Raw genomic sequence first — 20,391 nt, forward strand, 5'->3', positions numbered from 1 at the left:
GAGGAGATCGCGGCGCGCATCGCGGCGCATGAGGCGGAAAATGGCAAGCGCCCAACCGCTCACTGACCGGGAATACCTGGCGCTGCTGGACGAGCGCGCCCGACGCGCACGGGCGCGGCGTGAGGAGGAGGAGCGACGCGAGCTCGCCCACAACCTCGAAAGTATACGCAACCGCTGCTCCACGCTGGTGGGCTTTATCCGCGAAGCCTGGCACATCCTCGAGCCGACGCAGCGCTACGTCCACAATTGGCACATCGATGCGATCTGCCAGCATCTTGAGGCGGTGACTGACGGCCGGATCAACCGACTGCTGATCAACGTGCCGCCGGGTTCTTCCAAGTCGCTGATCGTGTCCGTGCTGTGGCCGGCATGGGAGTGGGGGCCGAAGGGACGCCGCTCGCTTCGCTACCTCACGACGTCGTTCAACGATGGCCCGGTGAAGCGCGACACCCGTAAGACGCGCGACCTGATGCTGTCGGATTGGTACCGCGCGCTCTGGCCTGAGGTGGTGCTGACCAGGACCGGCGAGACCAGCTTTGCGAACAGCAGCACCGGCACGCGCGAGGGTGTCGCGTTCGGATCGCTGACGTCGCAGCGCGGCGACCGTCTGATCATCGACGATCCGCACTCGACCGAGACGGCGGAATCAGAAGCGGAACGGACGGCGACCACGCGCAAATTCCGGGAGGGCGCAACCAACCGCCTCAATGATCAGGATAAGTCCGCGATCGTCGTCGTGATGCAGCGGCTGCACGAAGAGGATATCTCGGGCGTTATCGAGAAGTTCGGCATGGGCTACGTCCACCTGATGCTGCCGATGGAGTTCGAGCCGGAGCGCGCGCGAGAGACAGCGATAGGCTTCATTGATCCCCGCCGCGACGATGGCGAGCTGCTGGATCCTGAACGCTTCCCGAGGCACGTCATCGACGGGCTTAAGCGCGACATGGGCTCGTATGCGTGGGCGGGCCAGTACCAGCAGCGCCCGACGGCGCGCGAAGGCGGGCTGTTTAAGCGGTCATGGTTCAAGTTGGTGGGCGCTATCCCGGCCGGGAGTCGCAAGCGCTGCCGTGCCTGGGATTGGGCGGCGACCAAGAAAACAACGACGAACAAGCCGGACTGGACCGCCGGCGTGAAGGTCAGCCGCGGTGAGGATGGCACCTTCCTGATCGAGAACGTAAATAGGTTTCAGGGCTCACCCATGGAGGTGCAGGCCACTACGAAGGCCGTCGCGATGCTGGACGGTGTCGCTACGACGATCCGGATCACTCAGGATCCCGGGCAAGCCGGTAAGGCGCAGGTCGAGACGTCGATACGAGCTCTGGCTGGATTTCAGGTCGTGTCCAAACCTGCGACGGGCGACAAGGCCACGCGCGCGACGCCGGCGGCGGTGCAGTGTGAGGCTGGCAACGTATCGATCCTGAAGACCGGCGATGCAGATCGTGATTCGTGGATCGAGCCGTTCCTTGCCGAGGTGACCACCTTCCCGGCGTCGGCACACGACGATCAGGTTGACGCCTTCGCTGATGCGATCAATGAACTCGCACTGGGGAGCAGCTACACCCTGGCAAATCTCTAGGCCACGACAGGCCCGGGCGGTTCTGATCCGAAATAAAGGTTGCGCGGATAGTCGACTCCCGTGGAATCAAACCCGATTAGCCTATCAAGTGCATCATTCGCTTTTCTGGTCGCGATAGCGATTTGATCAGCGATGTGGGTGATGTCCTCGCCCTTGATAGGCTGGCCGGGAGCCTTGTGCGAATGTGCTGCTGCAGGCCTGCCTTGGAGGTTCAAATGCCAGCCCCAGAAGCCATGGGTGGCGTGGTTCCGCATAGATGCCAGGTCGTCGATTTGGTCGCAAAACTCTCCGATCTCCCGTCGGGCGTCGTCATTCCCGACTTCGGGTGCCAATTCCCGAAGCATTCTGATCTTTGGCACAATCATCTGCTTGACCACATTTTCGCGGTCGTTGCCTCTGATCATCAGGATCAGCGCCTCTGCGAATAGGTCGACCAGCCCCCAATTGACCGTCGCGCGGCCAAGCTCGGCTAATTCATGCTCGGTGAGCGGCGATCGAAAAGCGGCAACTTCCACTGGTTTGCTCTCCTCGCTGACGGCGGTAACAACTGTGGAGCCCACTCGGCACCTTCAGCACCTATGGGCCAGGTAATCCGCTTCGTTGACCGCCTGGTCAACCTCATGACCGGCGCGGGCACGTCGAACGATGCGAACCGCTACAACTTTCATACTCTGAACCGGCTCACACAGCAGCAGATCGAAGCGAGCTATCGCTCCTCCTGGTTAATGCGCAATGCTGTGGACATCCCCGCGTACGACATGACGCGGGCTTGGCGCGACTGGCAGGCCGAAGACGCTCAGATCGAGAAGCTCGAAGCCGAGGAACGTCGGCTTGGCCTCCGCGAGAAGGTAAGGCGTGCACTGATCCTTGGCCGATTGGGTGGCGGTGCGTTGATCCTGAGCCTTGGCGACGACGCATCACGAGCCTTGCCGAGCAAGGTCCCGACGGGCGCGCTCAAGTTCGTGCATGTGATGAGTCGCCATCAGCTCACCTTGGGCGACATCATCCGCGATCCGGCGGCGCCGTTCTTCGGTGAGCCCGCTTACTTCGAGATCGCGAGCGCGAACGGATCCTTCAGGATTCATCCCTCGCGCGTTATTGCATTCAAGGGCCTGCAGGTGCCGGACATGGGGATGGCGCAGCAGGATGAGGCGTATTGGGGCGATCCCGTTGCGCAGGCGATCTCCGAGGCCGTTAGCAATGCAGATCTTGCCCAATCGGGCTTCGCCTCTCTGATCAGCAAGGCGCGGCTCGACATCATCAAGATGCCGGACCTGATGCAGAATGCGGCCACCGCGGAATACGAGAAGCGCTTCATGGAGCGCATGCGTCTCGCCAACATGGGGGCATCCACGCATCAGGCGCTCATCATCGATAGCTTGGAAGATTGGCAGCAGCGCCAGGTGAATTGGGCCGGCATGCCGGACATCATTAAGACCTATCTCTCGATCGTGGCCGGCGCGACAGGCATCCCGGCGACACGGCTCCTCGGCAAGGCGCCCGACGGCATGAACGCCACGGGGGAGGGCGACGAGCGCAACTACAACACGATGGTCAGCGGTCGGCAGGAGAATGAGCTTCGGCCGCTTCTCGAGCGGCTGGACGCGGTCATGCTACCATCGCTCGGCATCAGCGACCCCAACGCAGTCTTTTCCTTCGCGCCATTGTCGGTGCTGTCGGAGAAGGAGCTAGCCGACATCGGCAAGACCAAGGCCGAGACGACGCAAATCTATGCCAGCACGGGGCTGTTACCGGATCGGGCGCTTTCGAAGGGCGTCCAGAATCAATTGGTAGAGGATGGTCTTTATCCCGGCCTCGATGGTGCATTGGCCGAGATACCAAAAGACGAGCGCTTCCCCTCCCTCAGCGCCGACAATGACGATGAGGACGAGGATGTGTTGAACCCCGAACCGAGAGGAGGTGATCAAGGGACTGGCGGCAATGGGGTGCCGCTACGCCGAGCTGCCAACGATGCGTTGATCTCTTTCATGTCCGCGCACGGTATTCCCGTGAACCTGGCCGACCAGCTGAGCGCATTGATTGAGGGGGGTAGGTCAACGGCCGAGCCCCCTTTCGCCGATAGCCGCAAGCGCGGCGGCGGCCACGGCTATTCCGAAGCTGAGCATCCGCGCGGCGAGGGCGGGCGGTGGACCAACAAGAATGTGGTTCAGGAGCATGTCACCCGGGCGCTGGGGTCAGGCAAGGAGCATTCCACCACCTCACTGGGCAAGGTTTCGGAAGCCAATGCGGCAAAGGTGCGTGAGCAGACCGGCATCGATATCAGCGGCCACGACCGCGTGCTTCAGAGCAGCGATATTCGACACGTCATGCGCTCGCACGGCGACCCTGACGGTGAAACAGCGCGGGGACAGGTTGCCGTCAAGAAAGGCGATTTCGCACGCATCCCCCAGATCGTGGAAGAGGCTCACACGGTCAACGCGATCGGCAAGCCTGGCGCCCGGAAGCATCAGCGCCTGGAGTATGTCGCTGCGATCGAGGGACACGAATATCGCTACGTCGAGGAGTTGCGGGGCGACAAGGTGGTCGCGCTCAAATCGATGCTGAAGAAGCTGTGATGAGGTGGAGCCCGAGGCGAGTGATGTCGAACCGGCTTACGGGTTACCCCACTCTATACGGCTTTCCCATGACGACGGGCTCCGCCCACTATGTAGCGGTTTCTAGGGGCGGCTTCAACTGATGGCGTCGCAGCCTGACGATCGCCGGGAAGAGGCCGCCGCCGCGCTGGCGCTGCTGCTGATCGGGCGGCGCTATGACCTGCCCACCCTGATCCGGCAGAACAAGATCAAGCCGCGCCCTTTCCGCCAGATCGCGCCAACCGAAGCGCTGCGCTCGACCATGGCAGCGCCCTATTTCGATGTTGTGCGGGCATGGGCGGGGGAGCGTGACGCCTTGATGCGAGCCTATGCCGTGGCTCGCGCGGAAGGATCGGCCGCCAGCATCACGGCCGAGGTCGATCGCGCGGCAATCAGGATCCTGCACAACCGGCCGATGATCATCACCAGGATCAACGCCGCGCTGGCCCGGTTCGAGCAATGGCACCGCGTCCAATGGGCCGGCAGGATCAGCGCTGCGACCGGCCTCGACGTGTCTACGCTCACCAGCCCGTCAGAGGTGCGAAACGATCTCGCCAACGCCTCCGTATGGGGCCAGCAGCTCGCCCAGTCGGTACATCAGGACACGCATGGCAAGATCGCGGCGGCGTTCGTGGCGGCGGCTATCGCGATGAAGCCGGCGCGTGAGGTGCAGGGCGAGTTCAATGCCATCATCGCCAAAGCAAGGAAGAGGGCGGCGCGGATCGGCGTTGATCAGACCGAGAAGGCCTCGCGGGCATTCGATCGGGCGCGGCGCGTGGCGGCTGGGCTTGCCCGGTTCAGGTGGCGCCACACGCCGCAGAAGCATCCGAGGGATGATCACAAGGCGCGCGATCGGCGGATCTATCGCGAGGATCGCGCGCCCAATGATCGAGCCGGCACTCTGCCGGGGTGCAAGTGCTGGGAAGAGCCGCTGTATGAATAAATGAGAGGGGGGCAGAGCGCCTCTGCCAGAGTCCTTCTTGACTCTTTTGCCGATTGTCGACAGATCGGTGCTTGCCGGAGTCGCACTCACCCGAAGACAAGCGGGAGTGCAGTACCCACCGGCTTAGATAGCCCCCAAATGGGCCCCCCAGACATACGCTCTTCTTATGGAGTGCCGCCGCCCGTGCACGGGCAAATTACAATCGACGACGTCGTCGTTGTGAAAGGTTGCGCTATGCGCCGTCCTTCCTTCGACATCGATCCGTCAGCATTCGTGCTGCTTCTGATCGAAATATGGAAGCTGGTCCACTAATCCCAGCGGGTCGGGCCTTCGGGTCCGGCCCAACTGGGCAAGCATTGCCGGCAGCATCAATGCGACCGAAGTCTTGCAAAGCAGCATTCCCGTGAGTCAGATATGTGATCGCGCACCCGTGTTCGGCGTGGCAGATAATCGGGCCGCGGTTTGGAGAGCCAGAGATGCAGTTCAACTACCAGGGTATTTCGATCGGTGCTGACGGTGTCGATGCGATGATGACATGGCAAGTCAAGGACGATGACAACATTATTGTGGGCGAGCACTCAATAAGGTTTGATATACCCGAAAGCGGGCGCGTGGAAGACGCCGTGGTATTCGGTTACAGGCTTCTGCGGGCAGAACTGCAAGAAAAGGTTGACTGGATCAGTGCGTTTCTCTCCGCAGTGGAGAAGGAAGGCTTGACCTCCGACCAAGCCCGGCATCTCTGACGACGGTAACGTCAGGACCTGAGTGGCGGCATCTGATGCCGCCATGCAATTTAACGATCGCGCCTTCATCGACGGCCCGGCCCGCATCACGCGGGAAGGGCACTTCGTCGCGCGCGCTCGGGTGGCCCGCGCCAACAACATCCAGGATTACCAGCCGCACGAGCTAGGCCTGCCGCCCAAGGCGGATGGCACGCCCTACCGGATCTTCCGCCCGGAAGCCTCGATCTTCGCCAAGGATTCGCTGCACACCGCGCTGCACCGGCCGATCGTCATGGACCATCCCAAGGAGGATGTGACCGCGGCGAATTGGAAGGAGCTGTCGGTCGGCGACACGGGCGGCGAGATCATGCGCGACGGCGACACCATGGTCGTGCCGATCATGATCATGGACGCGAAGGGCGTGGCCGCGGTTCAGACCACGCACCCCGAGTTCTCGTGGGGCTACGGCGCCGACCTCGAGATGACGCCGGGGAAGTTCGGCGATGAAGCTTTCGACGGCTCGATCACGCCACCCCGCTACAATCATCTCGCCATGTGCGGCCGGGCCCGGGGCGGCTCCGATCTGCGCGTCACTGACTCCCTCGTCATAATCGACGAGCGCCCCGCACACCTTCGCGACCAGGAGAAACCCACCATGAAGATCAAGATCGGCGACGCCGAGGTCGACCTGAGCGACGGCGCCGCCGTGGCTCTGGCGGTCGGTTCGCTCAACACCACGCTGTCGGATGCGCTCAACCGCGCCACGCCGGCAGAATCCACGGTGGCGGCTCACGTCACCACCATCGCGGCCAAGGATGCCGAGATCGCCACGCTGACGCAGGCGGTCAAGGATGCGACCCTCACGCCGCAGCAGAAGGTGGAGGCCGGCAAGGCCTTCGCCAAGCTGGTGACCGATGCCCAGCGCATCGCGCCCACCGCCGGCATCACCGATGCCATGGACGAGGCCACGATCCGCAAGACGGCCGTGATGGCCCGCTTGGGCGACGCTGCCAAGGGCTGGACCGACGCGCAGTACGAGACGTCGTTCGCGACCTCGCTCGCGCTCATCGGCGACGCGGGAACGGACACGATCCGCGACGGCCTGATCCAGCAGCCCGCCAACATCGGTGACGCGCGCGCCAATGTCGCGTCGGCTCGCAAGACCTGGCTGGCGGGCAAGGAAAACGCCCACGCCGCCACGGCCGCTTAATAGGAGACCACGAACATGGCCGTTCTTCAGAACACCTTCGGCGAGGATATCCCGGTCGGCATGCCCGGCATGGAAGCCGACGGCGAGATTTCCAACATCATCAGCGCCACGCTGGAAGGCGCCACCGCCTGCGCCTTTGGCCGTGCTCTGTTCAAGGGTGCGGCCGACCGCGGCTGCAGCCTGACACCCAACGCGAACATTCGCGGGTTCGCCATCGCTCGCAAAGGCTTGGTGGTCACCCCGAACCGCGCGGCCGATACCTTCGCGCCGGGCGACACCATCCCGATCAAGAACCGCGGCAAGATCTGGGTCACCGCCTCGGTTGCCGTCGCGGCTGACGATCAGGTCTACATCACACCGGCTGGCCTGATCACCAACGTCGCGACGAGCAACCAGATCGCGACGGGCTGGACCTTCCACGACACCATCACGGCCGCGGGCATCGTCCGCGTCGTGCGCCGCTAACGGGGGCCATCATGACGAAGCCTATCTTTTTCGACTCCGTCGCCGCCGCAGTTGCGCACCTGGTTGCGCAGCCCGGTTGCAACGTTCCGGCCTTTGCCGATGCCATTCGGGGCGTGAACCTCGATGACGCGCAGCAAGTCATGTCCTTCCTCTCGCCGCAGCTGCTGACGGTCGAGCAGGGCGTCTACATGGTGAAGTATCCGGCCGCAGATTATGCCGAGTTTATGCCCGTCGATACGGCTGGCTCGATCTGGACTGCCGGCTCGCTGTTCTACTCGGGCGACATCGCGGGCAAGCCGGAATGGTTCGACGTGGCGGCGGACGACATGCCCTATGCCGACACCAGCCGGACCCAGTTCCTGCAGGAAAACCACATGGCCGCGATCGGCTACAAGTGGAACCGCGGCGACCTGGAGCGTTCGCAGCAGCTCGGCGGCAATCTCCTCGCCGACAAGGCGGGTGCGGCGACCAGCACGGCCGAGCGCTTCATCCACAAGGTCGGCATGAAGGGCGACGGCCTCAAGTTCGCGACCGGGTTCATCAACAACCCGCAGGCGACCACGGTGACCGCGTCGGCGGCCATCTCGGTATCGAACCCGGATGCAGCGGCTGGCATCGTCAACGACGCCCTTACGTCGATCGAGGTCAACACGGGCGAAACCTATCTTGCCACCACACTGGCGCTGCCGACGTCCACCTACAACAATCTTGCGTCCAAGCGGATGACCGACACCGGCATGTCGGTCCTGGCGTATATCCAGGCCAACTCGGTGGTGCCGAACCTCGTCATCAAGAAGAGCCGCCACCTCGAGACGGCCGGCGCGGGCGGCACCAAGCGTCTGATCGCCTACGCTAACACCCGCGAGGTGCATCGCTTCCACCTGCCCGGTGGCGGCCATCAGTTCTTTCCGGAATGGCAGAAGGGGCCGTTCTCGTGGGAAAAGCCGGGGATCATGTCGATCGGCGGCTACGAGAACCGCATCCCCAAGGCCATCACCTTCGTGGATGGGATCTAAGACATGGCGCAGTTCACCAACACCGCACCGGGCGCGCGCGGCGTCAACATGAAGGATGGCACCACCGTCCTGATCGACGCGGGCAAGTCGATAGATCTCGACAAGGATAAGATCGATAAGCTGCATCCCGACATCCGCGCCGGCGGGCCGAAGGAGGCCGAAGGTGGGGCCGAGCTCAACGCCGCGAACGAGGAGCTGACCGGGCAGGTGAAAGCCCTGACCGAGCAGGTCGCCGATCTGCAGAGCAAGCTCGACACCGCGAACGAGGAGCTGAAGCCGCACCGGATCCGCGATGCGGTCGCAGGCTTGGATCACAAGAACGACGCGCACTGGACGAAGGCTGGCGAGCCCAACGTTGATGCCGTCGCTGCTGTGGTCGGCTCCCCGCTGACCCGCGCCGCGATCACCGAGGTCGCGCCGGACGCCAAGCGCAAAGTCGCGTAAACTCTGTCCTCCCTGAGCCTTACAGGGCCGTCGCTCTCCGGAGTGGCGGCCCTTTTTCTTTGTCTGACGGCGGTAACGGCGTGCTCTCGGGAGCGGCAGTAACGGCCCACACCTCACGACGGTCTCGGCCGAAACGGGGGTGCCGGGCGGCAACCCGGCAACCGACGAGACAGAACCTCGCCACGCGCGGCTGGCCTAGCCGCAAACGCCCCGCACCCGTCGACCGGGCGGGGCCATGTGAGGGATTTTTTCTATGTTGTCTCTAGATTTTCAAGGAGGCCCGACGCCAGGTCGGGAAGCGCCTCCCATCTACCGCGCGATTGCGTGCTTCTTCGCCTTACTCGCACTGCTCCTTTCGGCGCAGTCAGCGACGGCTCAGAACATCAACAGCTCGTACACCCAATTTGCCCCTGTCACGATCCCGGCAGGCGGCGGCGGCACCACCACCGTGACACCGCCGACGCACTCGGCATTAGCCCGCGCTCAAGAGGGCACCATGGCCACAGATTTTTGCACTGCGTCTCAGGCGAGCGGTACCGGGGATGCGAGCGACTGCCTGCAAGCGGCACTTAATTACATGTGCAACAAGACTACGAACGGTGGCGGGCTCCTCTACATCCCCGCGGGCGTTTACAACGTCTCCAAGACGCTCAGCGTCCCTTGCCCGGGCATCGAAATCGTTGGCGCAGGTATCGGGGCGCGGCGTTCGCTCAACGCTAGTCCCCCGGTTAAGGGCACGGTGATCCACGCACTGGTTGGGAGTGATGCAAACCTGCCCGTTATTAGCGCGAATTATGCCGGAACCGAAGACTACGGCTTCGGCTTCTCGATACGAGACCTCGAAATTTTCAATCAGCCCGGCACGCGCCTGGGGGCCTTCATAGCGCTCGAGCACTATTCGGTTGTCACTATCGCTAACGTCGCTCTGGAAGGTGCCTGCACAGGCATCAGTATCAAGGGCGGCAACACGATCAACATCTTAAATTCGAGGATCGACAGCTACGATCTGGCTGCCTGTGACGGGGTCGTTATGACGGGCCGTCCGAGCCAATCGTACCGCCAATTGGATACAGTCACGTTCGATCACGTTGTCGTGAGCGTCGGCACCGGCGGGAATTGCTATCGCGCCACTGAATTTGTGCAAACTGTCCAATGGAACAATACGATCTGCGAGACGAAGGGTCGCGCGATCAAGGCGTCTTGCGACATCGAAACACAGAATAACTGCCCAGGGTTCTTCACCCTGTTAGATTTTGAGGTCGAGAGCCATGAGCCGGGTGGATACAAGATCATCGAGCTGACCGATCTGATCGACGGCTTTAAGATGACCGATTCCTGGATCCGCGGTGGCTCGCCCGATTTTCCCGCCGACAATGGGTTGTACATCGCTCCTAAGCGCTTCCCAGCTTCTGCAACCAACGCAATCACCGTCACCCTGGCTAATAACTGGTTCAAGTATGCCGGCGGCCCCTGCATTTATGTGGAAGCCAGCCATTTCTCCGCAGTCGGCAATCACATCTATGGCTGCAATAGGTTCAACATCGGTGCTGCCGGCATCCAGCTCGGCAGCAGCTTTGCTACGGTCACGGGCAATATCTTCTGCGGAGACGATACCCTCGGGGATATCGGTTGGACTATGGCAGCCGGGGGCATGATCAACGCTGGCGTGAGCTATACAAACTGGACGGGAAACGTTTTCTCGAAGTCCGTCCCCGGGCCGCAAAATCATGTTAACGCATGTCAGGCAGGCGTGATCAACAACAGCACCACTGCAAATAACAACACCTCGAACAACGTCGGGCCGTAAGCCTTATCGACTTGGAAACGTTGAACGGGCCGGGGGAAACCTCGGCCCGTTTTCTCGCGCAAGTGGGCTGACGGCGGTAGCGATTGGCGACCCAGATCCGGACATTGCGGCATGCCTTATGAAGCGCCGACGCCCGTAGACCTAAAGGCGCGCTATCCCGCGTTCGCGGCGGTGTCCGACGCCACGATCCAGATCTATCTCGACCAGGCGAATGGCGGCGACGCTGATCAGAGCTGGTCCGAGCGAGACTTCTCGCCGGCCGTGCAAGCCGCCGCAGCGCACCGCATGGCTCGCGCGGGCGTGCTGGGCACCAGCGGGACGGTCGACGCCTCCGCCGGGATCACCAGCTTCAAATCCGCCAGCGTCTCGATCGAGTTCAGCGCCGATGCGGTGAAGGCGGCGGTCAAGGGCGGCTGGGCGTCGACGCCGTACGGTCAGGATTACGCCGACCTGCTGGCGCGCAACAAAGGCGGGGCGCGCGTGCTGGGCGGGGGCGGGATCGACTGCAACCCGGGCTTCAACGGATTTGCCGGGCCTCTGCCGCCCTGGCACATCTGATGGACCTCGCCGCCACCTTCGCCAACGTTGCGGCCGGCGTCAGCGCCCGCTTTGGCGGGCCATACGTCGCTGGCAAAGTGCTGGGCGAGACCGATCCGGTCTATGATGATGGCGGGTCAATTATCGTCCCGGGCGGCCCCACAGAGCGCGCCTGCATGGTGCAGATCGACAAGGCGACGTGGGATATGCAGCAATCAGCCGGCTACGTGCGTGGCGACATGCTGTTCCTGATCCTCACGGCCAGCCTGGAAGGCGATCTGACGGCCGATGAGCGGGTTCAGGTCATCACCGGGCCTAACGCTGGCCTGTGGCAAGTCTCAGGGCTCCAGCGCGACGCCATGGGCATCTATTGGGCCGGCACAGGTCGCGAGGCGGCGTGATCAAGGTTACCGACAAGCACGGCGACCGGCTGCTGCGGATGGCGCCTGCGCTTGTGCGCCCCGCGCTAGCAGAGGAGCTGGAATACGGCGCGCGGGTCATCGCTGACGATGCGGCGAAATCGATCCGCGCCGGTGGCAGTAGTGGACGCGCCCACGTGCCGTCCGCCCCCGGTCAGCCACCGAACGCCGACACGGGCGATCTGGACAGCTCGATCCGCCCGATCGAGACGATCGACCTCCCCGGAGAGGTGCGCAGCGGCGTGATCGCTGACAGCGACCATGCCCTCTATCAGGAGCGGGGTACGTCCAAGATGGAGGCCCGCCCGTTCCTCGAGCCGGCCGCAGAGCGCCACCGCGCCGAGATCTTTGAGGCGCTGGTGGGCCGCTTCCGCGAGATGAGGGGCCGCTGATGGCTCAGGATTTCATCCTCCCCGTACGGCGCGCGATCCTGCCCCGCATGAAGGGATTCGCTGCACTGACCGCGCTGATCCCGCCCGGCTCGATGTGGCCCAGCACCGTGCCGGCGTCTCGCACTTTCCCGTTCACCCGCTTCGGCAGCATCTCGGCCACGCCGTTCCGGGCATCCGGCCTCAACAGCTCTGCGCTGCGGATCAGCATTCAGGCCTTCAGTCAGGCCCTGCTCAACGCCGGCGGCGCGACGATCGCCACGGCCGAGGATCAGATCCTGAAGATCGGGTCCGCGATCAAGGATGCGCTCGACGGCGCCACGCTCACGCTGGAGGGCAATGCGGGCAAGGTACGGCTGACGTGGATCGGCTCATCCCCTCAGCGCGACGGCGACGAGGCGAGCGCCTGGATGACCACCGTCACCTTCTTAGCCGAAGTTGCAGGCTGACGGCGGTAACTCGGGGCGCGGCCGCTCCTTAATTCGACGGCTACGATATTCACCAGCGTGAGCTGAAGGAGCATTTCGATGTCCGATCCGTCGATCGTCAAAGGTCAGTATTTCGACGTCGCGGTCTTCAAGCCGGCCATCGGCAGCGGCTCGGCCGACACCACGACGCCGACCATCCTCTGCGGTCTGACCACCCGCAACTTCACGCATCAGTTCAACACCACCGACGACTTCATTCGCGACTGCGAGGACAAGGAAAAGGCTCCGGTCCGCGTTGTGAACGTCAACGGCGAGCAGTTCGATATCTCTGGCAGCGGCCTCTACAATCGCGCGCAGGCTCCGATCGTCCGCGCGATCGTCGGCAAGCGCCTCAAGTATCGCTTCATTGTCGGCGAGCCTGCCGACGATGAGGTGGATGCTGGATATTACGAAGGTTACTTCGTCCTGACCAACCGCCAGGTCGGCGGGGCAGACGGTGCCAACGTCACCGACCAGTTCACCTGGATCTCCGACGGGCAGGTTCTCTGGCACGACGCGGCGTAAGCCATGCAGACCTGGGCGGCGTTCCCGTTCGCCAACGGCACGTACAAATTCGCGCTCGGTCTCGAGCAAATCAAAGAGATCGAGCGCGCCGCCGGCGCGGGGCTCGGCGCGATCTATGCCCGCACGTCCAAGGGCCGCTACGGCTTTGCCGATGGTGAGATCTTCCCCGACCTCGCGGAATATCGCTTTCCTGAGCTGGTCGAGGTCATCCGCCAGGCGCTGATCGGCGGCGGGGAGGGCATGGTCGATGGTGAGGACGTCAAGGTCAGCGCCGTGCGCGCGAACGACCTGGTGCAAGCCTATCTGATCGGCATCAGCGACCAACGCATGGCGATGACGCAGATCTGGGCGCTGGCCTATGCGATCCTGCACGCTCTGGTCCACGGGTATTCCCCGCCAAAAAAAGGCAAGCCGGCGGCAGGGCCGGCGACCCCGAAGAAAAGCTCGACTGGGCAGCGGCGCTCACCAACGGCGCCATGATGAACATCCCGCCGTCCGAGCTGAAGCGGCTCGCATGGTGGGAATATCAGGCGCTGCTCTGGACCTGGGGCGCGCGACACAACCAAGACACTGAGGAAGAGGCGGAGGCGCCCGATCCCGACTTCGTCGCACGCCGCCAGCAGCGCATCGCTGATCGCGGCCTAGCAAGGATGCCCGACTGATGGCCGAGGTTGTCGACAGCATCATCGCCGAGCTTATCGCGCGTGATCAAGGCTACGTGGAGACGTTCGACCGCGCCACCGCGGCGCACGGCCGGTTCAAGGCGTCGATCGATAAGCTGAAGGTGCAGACCTTCGACCTTGGCGCGGAAGGACGCAAGTACAAGGCGGGCGTCGCCGACATGGCGCAGGCCGAGGAGCAATCCAGCGCTCGAATGACACGAGCGAAGAAGGCCGTCTCTGATGCTGACAGGGCCGCTGCGGCTGCGGCGAAGGCGGCGGCGAAGGAGAAGGCGGACGCAGAGCGGGCCTCGGCTCGCGCGGTGGCGGAAGCGGCCAAGGCCGAGCAGAAAGCCAAGGAAGCGGCGGAGCGCGCCGCCGCCAAGGCCACGGCTGCGGCCCAGCGGGAGGCGGAAAAGCGCGCTGCGGCGGCCAAGGTCGCAGCCGACGCCGTCGTGGCTGCAGCGGCCCGGGAAGAAGCTGCACGGACACGGATCGCGGCCATGGTTGACCGCTCCCTGACGTCCGGCGGCATCCAGCCAGGCACCGGAGCCAACTTCGGACGGGTGATACCTGCTGGCGGCTCCAAGATCCCCAACAGCCCGGTAGCGCCTGCCGCGACTGAGGATGTGGCGGTCGAGAAGGAGATCAACCACCTGCTTGCGGATCGGTTCGACCTGCAGGCGCGGGTCCGCGTGCTCCAAGGTGATGAGAAGCGCGAGCTACAGGATCAGATTTCCTATCTGGCCCGCATCAACGCCTACAAGCGCGCCGGGCTGAGCGATGACCAGGCTACGCTCCGCGCCGAGGCCGAGATCGCCGCAATCGAGGTGGCGCGGGCCCGCAACGTCGGCAGAACGGCTGGAGGCAAATCGGGGCTGGGACAGTTCGCAGGCGGCGCGACGCTGGGCTACAATCCGGGCCTCGGGGCCGGGGCCGGCATTGCGACCGCGGGCGCCGTAGCCGTCACGATCGCCCTCGCCAAAAGCGGTCTGGATTATGCGCAGAGCCTGAAACAGCAGTCGGATCAGCTCGGCCTCACCACTCACGATCTGCAGGTCTACCAGACTGCGGCGCAGCAGGCGGGCGTCACAACAGAGCAATTCCGCGAAAGCGTGGGCCAGCTCGCCGGCAACCTCGGCCGGGCCCAGCAGGGCGGGGAGGAACAGCAGAAGCTATTCGCTGCGCTCAACATTGACGTCGGCAATGCACGCGACGGGTATAAGTCGCTCAGCGACATCTTGCCGACGATCGTGGACCGGCTCTCGAAGATCCCGGATCAGGCGCGCCGCTTCGCGATCGAGACAGCGTTGGGCGGGGAGCAGCTGCGCCGGCTTGACCCGATCCTCTCCGGCGGCACCGCCAGCTTTGAAGCGCTTGCCGCATCGATCGAGAAGACGGGCGGGCTGCTGTCCGACGAGCAGATCCAGAATGCGGATCAGACCGCACGCAAGCTCGAGCTGCTGGGCAACCAGCTACAGCGCGACATCGCCGGTACCGTGGCGAACAATGCGGGCGCGATCGAGACGCTGGCCACGGCCTTCTTCCATGCCGCCGAGGGCGCGTTGAAGTTCTTCAGCGCGATGACCAACCGGGGCAATCTGGACATCCTCAACAGCTCCGGACTGACCAACTTCGCGTCCGGTCTGCTCGGCAACGATCCGAACAAGACGCGGTCGCAGGCCTTCTCGGACCTATTGGGCAACGCGGAGGGGCGTCGCGCGCTCGCGCAGCGCAATGCCGCAGCGCTGAACGAGCTGAACCGCATCGATCAGATCCGCAAGGTTAACGCGGCCGGTCTCAGTGCAAGCAGCTCCGGCGGCGTAACGACGCTGTCGGGCGGCAGCGCGATCCGTGCCAACCTCAACACCGCGATCCCAGGGCTGGAAAACGTCGCCGACACCGCGAGTGGCCGATACGCGGCCTATGTACGGCTAAACGCCGAACGCCAGCGGATCCTCGCGGCTGATCGGGCCTCCAAGGCGCAAAGCGGCGTGACGGCGCCACAGCCAGGATCTCCCGGCGACACATCCAACCTGTTCGCGCCCAAGCCCCCGAAGCGCAAATCGGCGCAGTCGCTGGAAAACGAGCGGCTGCAGCGTGAGCGCCAATATAACGATCAGCTCGCCCGGCTGCAGGAAGACGAGCTGCGCGCGAAGGAACAGCAGACCGGTGACATCAACGCGCAGGCCGAGATCGAGCGCCAGCTGCTGGAACGCAGCTATCAGCGCCAGCTCGACGACATCCGGCTTGAGCAGGAGCGCAACGTCAACCGCGGCGCCGATGCCAAGCTGGAAGAGGCGCGGGCAACCCAGCTGAAGGCAGCGGCGAAGGCTGCGCATGATGCCGAGCTCGCCGGGATCGAGCAGACCCGCCAAGTCGGCGTTCTACAGGCGCAGACACAGCACCTGCAGACCACGCTCGATATCGACGCCGATCTGCTGTCCTCCCGCCTGTCGCTTGCCCGCACCGCCGCCAAACGTCGCGATATCGAGCTGCAGCTTTTGGAGAACGCCCGCCGGCAGAAGGAAGCCCAGCTCGACGGCGTGATCAACAATCCGCGATCGTCACCGGATGAGGTGCAGGATGCAAAGGCTCGTCGTGCGGCCCTGCCCGGGCAGACAGCGGCCGAGAGGGAAAACATCGAGCGGCGCGACGCCGGTCCGCTGAAGCAATATCTCGACACGCTGCCCCGCACCGCTCAGGAGGTGAACGAGGCGGTGGAGCAGGCGGCAGCGAACGGGCTGACCAACCTCAACGACAAGCTGGCTGAGACAGTAGGCCAGTTCCTCAAGCTACATGGCATTGCGGGACAGTTCGTCCAGGATCTGATCAAGATCGGGCTGCAGCGGGCGGCGCTTTCCATCTTCAGTAGCGCGACGGGCGGGGGCGGTGGCATCCTCTCCGCGATCGGCAAGGCGTTCGGGGTGCGCGGAGCGCGCGCTGCCGGCGGCAACGTCGTGGCGGGCGTGCCCTATGTGGTCGGGGAGCATCGGGCGGAGGTGTTCGTGCCGCCGGTCTCGGGCAGCATCTCGCCCAACACAGCTGTCAAAGGCGGCGGTGGGAGCGGAGCGATGACCGTAAAGCACGTCATCGCCGTAGAGCCGTCGCCCATGTTCGTGACCTCCGTGCGTGAACAGGCCCAGGGCGCGGCGATTACCGTTGTGGCGCAAATTGCCCCATCGATCGTGCAAGCATCGAAAACGGCTACTTTAACATCCGCAGCCCGGCCGGGTCTTCCCCGCGGCGTGGGGTGAAATTAGTTCAGAGGCAATCCGCCTCGTTCCATAATGCTCGCCATATCGTCGATCTTTACGGCGATGCCCTCGCCAACGTTGTGCGAAGATTGCCGCGGATCGCGGAGTGCCTTGCTAATATTGCGCATCCGATCCGCTGCCTCGGGAAGGGTCAGCAGATTTGCGGCAGCAAGTTCCACAAACGTGTATGTGATCGCGTAACATATCCCCTGGCACAGCGTGTCAATCGCTGGCCCGATTTCAGTACTTCCGCTGCTGCGGATCGGCGGCTTATCCATAGGGCCAATCTGCACACGCATCTTGGGCGCATGCAAGGCGAAAACATGGGGAGCAGCCTTAGAGGCGATGCGTTAGGCGAGCCGGCGTGGGCTTCCGCGGGCAGTAGGGTTAAATCAGAGGAAAACACTATGTTCTTCGCCTTGCGGTTTGCGGACGGCTCCAGCGTTCGCAGTTAGTTGTGTGAAGCGGCAAAAAGCCTTGTCAGAGTACGCGCAGCTTCTGTGTAGTCCAAGCTCGTTCCGCAACTTTCGTGACAAGCACCCAAGCACCAGGCCTCACCGAGTCCGCGAGAACCTTAACCTGATCGCGAACCGCGGCAGCTGACGCGTCGCTGACATAGTTGTACTCGCCGGCCGGAAGTCGCCATGCTGCTCGAGCGCGTGAGTTGTCGACCCCGACTATCTCGCGCTGAAAGCCATGGGCGAGCATAAAGGAGTGCAGCAACTCGTAATGATGGTCGCTTCCTCCATGTAGTTCGACCCGTACTGTGAACTCAGCCATGGCTAATCCTCAACCTGTGGTGAGCAGTGACATACCGGAAGTCCCTATATCTGCTTGGCGTCTGACAAAATCGGCCATCAAAGGTACCGCGAACATATACTTTCCATGGCGATTTCTATAAATAAGGCCGGCATTAGCTAAGGCAGACAGAATTTGGTTGGCGTGACTGCTAGTAAATGGCTTTGAAATCATAACTGATGATTTCAAGACAATTTCTTGTACTGAAAATTCGCTATCGCAATTTTCAAGCTCTGAAATCACCCACATGAGCTCACGCTGGCGGTCGGTAGCGTTCGCCCATCTGCCAGCAAAGAAATCAGTATCCAGCTTCCGTATGATTTCGGCGACTGGGATAGGAGATTCTTCCTGTCCTGCCCCGATCTGCTGTATCCACACGTCGTAGACTTCTCGACATATAAACTGAATAAAATATGGGTAACCTCCCGATAGTTCAGTGATTACCTCCACCGAGACATCCGAGAACGAGATAGGGCAATTGGAAGCCTCGATGGGTTTGGTGATCGCTAGCGCGGAGTCGGGCCCCGAGAGCTGACCCAAGTTTACGACGCGAAACATGCGCTCAGCGAACGTTCTCGCATCTACGAGCTTTGGGAAAAGCGTGGGTAATCCAGAGAGTGCTAACATGAACGGGATTTTCTTGCGCTGCAAAGACTGAAACACATCAAGCAAAACCGATAGAGGGTATTGCTCCTTTCCAGCATTGTCGGATAGATTCTGAGCTTCATCGTACGCGAAGACAATGCCCTTACGGTCCGTTTGTTGAACCAGCGTCCATACAAACTCTAGCACGGCCTTCAGCTTATCCGTTATAAGGCCAGGCTGTTGTTCGTACATATTTGCAAGAAAAGCGTAGTTAACTTGCTGAACGATTGGAGAGTCTGGAACTCCAAAACCGGCCTGAGGTCGCGTGCCAGCATTCAAGGTGAATACCGATGTCACGACCGCGAGGTCTGTGATCAGGCGCAAGGCAAGGTTCTGCTCGCTGACGCTGATAGCTTCGGAAAAATCGGTGCCGACCCAAAGCCACCCCTCTTGGATAGCCATTGGCTTAAAGGTTTCGAGCAACACTGTTTTCCCTACCCCACGAAGGCCGGTAAGGATCAGGTTTTCGAGAATCTCTGATTGCGAAAGCAATTTCCGGAACTGGCGCTCCTCATCCTCCCTGCCGGCTAGATAGGGTGGCATGTGGCCTGCCCCAGGCTTGAACGGGTTGGGAAAAACGTTGTCCATCGGAAAACCTAAATTTAGCTCCTGGGCTCATTAAAGCCATTAGACTCAATTTTCAATAGACACTAACGCCTGCCATGCAGCTCGGATCCTCTTTTCTGTAAACTGCCGTGATGTCCGGCTAAACGGCTTGCCCGGACTGACGGCGGTAACATGGCGCCCGCGCTCGTCACACCTTCGCGGGCGCTATGGCGATCCTCACTTGGCCGACATGTGCCTTCCTAACGTCGGTCGAGTGGACACCGCCGGACCCTGACACGCAAGCGAGCCGCTCTGAGTGGACCAAGCGCGAGCAAATCGCCATCCTGTCCCTCTCGGGTCGCTGGATGGCTAAGGTCTCGATCGAGCCGAAGATGTCCGAGGATGCCGCGCTCGACCTGGAGGCGTTCCGGGTAGAGCTGAAGGGGCGGGTCAACAGCTTCCGCATGCCGGCGACGCTGCGGCCGCAGTTCCCGATCCCCCGCGCGGTTAGCGTGAGCGGCGGCGGCGGTTATGCGCTGATCGTCAGCGGCCCAGCCGGAATGACCCTTAAGCGCGGCCACAAGCTGACCGTGGCTGATCAGCTGCTGATGAACATGGACACGGCGACCCTTAACGGGTCCGGCCTGGCCACGCTCCGGCTCAGCAATCCGCTACGCAATTCGGCCATCAACGGGCTGGCGGTCGAGGTGGTGAACCCGACCTGCCTGGTGAAGCTCGCCAACCCCGGCGCCGGTTGGACCGGCAGCTATCCCGACCGGATCGATTTCGCGCAGTTCGACGTGGAAGAGAGCTTCTAATGGCGGGTCCGGACGATCTCGCCAAGGCGGCGCTGCGGTCTTACTCGGCTCCGGTCATCCCGATCTATTGCGGGTTCCTGGACATCCTGGGCGACCCAATCCGGGTCACGACAGCGCCCTACAGCATCGACTTTTCCGGAACCGGTGACGAGGATCTGGACGGCTTCCGGTTCTCGGCCGTCGATCCCGAGTTAATCTCGATCAGCACGATCACGATGAAAGAGGGCGGGGCGGATACCGTCACCTGCACTCTGTCCGGCCTGATCGGTGTCGACGGCCAGCTGCTCAACCAAATCGGCAACAAGGCCAACTGGCAGGGCAGGGTAGCCCGCCTGTGGCAGTTGCAGATCAACGAGGCGCTGCAGCAGGTCGGGGCGGTCTGGCCGTGGTTTACCGGCTACATGACGGTGCCGAAGATCATCGGCGACGCGACGCAACAGATCATCCAGCTCGACATCGAAAGCTATCTGGCCTTCATCCGGCAGGCGTCGGGCCGCACCTATCTGAGCCAAGCCGAGTTCGATCCGGGCGATCAATCCGCCGCGGCATCCATC

The 20,391-nt window shown here is 62.7% G+C and carries 22 protein-coding genes; 19 read left to right on the forward strand and 3 right to left on the reverse strand.

Annotation, left to right across the window (positions count from 1 at the left end; translation table 11 throughout):
* Window positions 1–1,576: phage terminase large subunit (gene terL, locus ACOJSI_RS18570; RefSeq protein WP_420139804.1), on the forward strand; the 1,576-nt coding region annotated here is incomplete at its 5' end.
* Here terL and ACOJSI_RS18575 read toward each other — a convergent pair.
* On the reverse strand, window positions 1,573–2,091 hold the full coding sequence (locus tag ACOJSI_RS18575) for a hypothetical protein (protein ID WP_420139805.1): 519 nt from the start codon (window positions 2,089–2,091) through the stop codon (window positions 1,573–1,575). The two genes, terL and ACOJSI_RS18575, sit on opposite strands and share 4 nt — an antisense overlap.
* 63 nt (window positions 2,092–2,154) lie before the next feature.
* Between ACOJSI_RS18575 and ACOJSI_RS18580 the strand changes: the two genes are divergently transcribed.
* From ACOJSI_RS18580 to ACOJSI_RS18655, 16 genes are all read left to right on the forward strand, one after another.
* Window positions 2,155–4,152, forward strand: coding sequence for an anti-CBASS protein Acb1 family protein (locus tag ACOJSI_RS18580; RefSeq protein WP_420139806.1), 1,998 nt, complete (start codon window positions 2,155–2,157; stop codon window positions 4,150–4,152).
* Window positions 4,153–4,273: 121 nt separating this feature from the next.
* Window positions 4,274–5,113, forward strand: coding sequence for a hypothetical protein (locus ACOJSI_RS18585; RefSeq protein ID WP_420139807.1), 840 nt, complete (start codon window positions 4,274–4,276; stop codon window positions 5,111–5,113).
* Window positions 5,114–5,589: 476 nt separating this feature from the next.
* On the forward strand, window positions 5,590–5,856 hold the full coding sequence (locus ACOJSI_RS18590) for a hypothetical protein (protein WP_420139808.1): 267 nt from the start codon (window positions 5,590–5,592) through the stop codon (window positions 5,854–5,856).
* Window positions 5,857–5,899: 43 nt separating this feature from the next.
* A complete protein-coding gene (locus tag ACOJSI_RS18595) occupies window positions 5,900–7,045 on the forward strand; it encodes a DUF2213 domain-containing protein (RefSeq protein WP_420139809.1) in 1,146 nt (381 codons plus the stop codon).
* Between the two features lie 15 nt (window positions 7,046–7,060).
* Complete coding sequence (locus tag ACOJSI_RS18600) at window positions 7,061–7,510, forward strand: structural cement protein Gp24 (RefSeq protein WP_420139810.1); 450 nt, start codon at window positions 7,061–7,063, stop codon at window positions 7,508–7,510.
* Window positions 7,511–7,623: 113 nt separating this feature from the next.
* Window positions 7,624–8,526: a major capsid family protein gene (locus ACOJSI_RS18605; RefSeq protein WP_420139811.1), complete on the forward strand. Its 903-nt coding sequence runs from the start codon at window positions 7,624–7,626 to the stop codon at window positions 8,524–8,526.
* 3 nt (window positions 8,527–8,529) lie between these two features.
* Window positions 8,530–8,970 carry a hypothetical protein gene (locus tag ACOJSI_RS18610; protein ID WP_420139812.1) on the forward strand — a complete coding sequence of 147 codons (441 nt, stop codon included), beginning with the start codon at window positions 8,530–8,532 and terminating at the stop codon, window positions 8,968–8,970.
* 253 nt (window positions 8,971–9,223) lie between these two features.
* Window positions 9,224–10,777 carry a hypothetical protein gene (locus ACOJSI_RS18615; protein ID WP_420139813.1) on the forward strand — a complete coding sequence of 518 codons (1,554 nt, stop codon included), beginning with the start codon at window positions 9,224–9,226 and terminating at the stop codon, window positions 10,775–10,777.
* Window positions 10,778–10,888: 111 nt separating this feature from the next.
* Window positions 10,889–11,335 carry a DUF4054 domain-containing protein gene (locus ACOJSI_RS18620; RefSeq protein ID WP_420139814.1) on the forward strand — a complete coding sequence of 149 codons (447 nt, stop codon included), beginning with the start codon at window positions 10,889–10,891 and terminating at the stop codon, window positions 11,333–11,335.
* Complete coding sequence (locus tag ACOJSI_RS18625) at window positions 11,335–11,715, forward strand: hypothetical protein (RefSeq protein WP_420139815.1); 381 nt, start codon at window positions 11,335–11,337, stop codon at window positions 11,713–11,715. Before ACOJSI_RS18620 ends, ACOJSI_RS18625 begins: the two co-directional genes overlap by 1 nt.
* Complete coding sequence (locus tag ACOJSI_RS18630; protein ID WP_420139816.1) at window positions 11,712–12,125, forward strand: hypothetical protein; 414 nt, start codon at window positions 11,712–11,714, stop codon at window positions 12,123–12,125. The genes ACOJSI_RS18625 and ACOJSI_RS18630 overlap by 4 nt, the downstream gene beginning before the upstream one ends.
* Window positions 12,125–12,571 (forward strand): tail completion protein gp17, encoded by a 447-nt coding sequence (gene gp17, locus ACOJSI_RS18635; RefSeq protein ID WP_420139817.1) that lies wholly within the window; start codon window positions 12,125–12,127, stop codon window positions 12,569–12,571. Before ACOJSI_RS18630 ends, gp17 begins: the two co-directional genes overlap by 1 nt.
* Window positions 12,572–12,649: 78 nt before the next feature.
* A complete protein-coding gene (locus tag ACOJSI_RS18640) occupies window positions 12,650–13,114 on the forward strand; it encodes a hypothetical protein (protein ID WP_420139818.1) in 465 nt (154 codons plus the stop codon).
* 3 nt (window positions 13,115–13,117) lie between these two features.
* Window positions 13,118–13,594: a gene transfer agent family protein gene (locus ACOJSI_RS18645; protein ID WP_420139819.1), complete on the forward strand. Its 477-nt coding sequence runs from the start codon at window positions 13,118–13,120 to the stop codon at window positions 13,592–13,594.
* Window positions 13,594–13,776, forward strand: coding sequence for a hypothetical protein (locus ACOJSI_RS18650; RefSeq protein ID WP_420139820.1), 183 nt, complete (start codon window positions 13,594–13,596; stop codon window positions 13,774–13,776). The genes ACOJSI_RS18645 and ACOJSI_RS18650 overlap by 1 nt, the downstream gene beginning before the upstream one ends.
* Window positions 13,776–17,030 carry a hypothetical protein gene (locus ACOJSI_RS18655; protein WP_420139821.1) on the forward strand — a complete coding sequence of 1,085 codons (3,255 nt, stop codon included), beginning with the start codon at window positions 13,776–13,778 and terminating at the stop codon, window positions 17,028–17,030. The genes ACOJSI_RS18650 and ACOJSI_RS18655 overlap by 1 nt, the downstream gene beginning before the upstream one ends.
* A gap of 2 nt (window positions 17,031–17,032) precedes the next feature.
* Here the strand turns inward: ACOJSI_RS18655 and ACOJSI_RS18660 are convergent, their stop codons facing one another.
* Together ACOJSI_RS18660 and ACOJSI_RS18665 are read right to left on the reverse strand one after the other, a co-directional pair.
* Entirely contained in the window at window positions 17,033–17,329 is a 297-nt protein-coding gene (locus ACOJSI_RS18660) for a hypothetical protein (RefSeq protein WP_420139822.1), read from the reverse strand.
* A gap of 490 nt (window positions 17,330–17,819) precedes the next feature.
* On the reverse strand, window positions 17,820–19,061 hold the full coding sequence (locus ACOJSI_RS18665; RefSeq protein ID WP_420139823.1) for an AAA family ATPase: 1,242 nt from the start codon (window positions 19,059–19,061) through the stop codon (window positions 17,820–17,822).
* Window positions 19,062–19,246: 185 nt separating this feature from the next.
* On the opposite strand from ACOJSI_RS18665, the gene ACOJSI_RS18670 reads away from it, so the two are divergent.
* Entirely contained in the window at window positions 19,247–19,837 is a 591-nt protein-coding gene (locus tag ACOJSI_RS18670) for a hypothetical protein (RefSeq protein ID WP_420139824.1), read from the forward strand.
* The coding region (locus ACOJSI_RS18675; protein WP_420139825.1) for a hypothetical protein at window positions 19,837–20,391 on the forward strand (555 nt) is incomplete at its 3' end. The genes ACOJSI_RS18670 and ACOJSI_RS18675, both read left to right, overlap by 1 nt.

Source organism: Sphingomonas sp. (assembly GCF_048595155.1).
In the GTDB taxonomy this organism is placed as follows: Bacteria; Pseudomonadota; Alphaproteobacteria; order Sphingomonadales; family Sphingomonadaceae; genus Sphingomonas_I.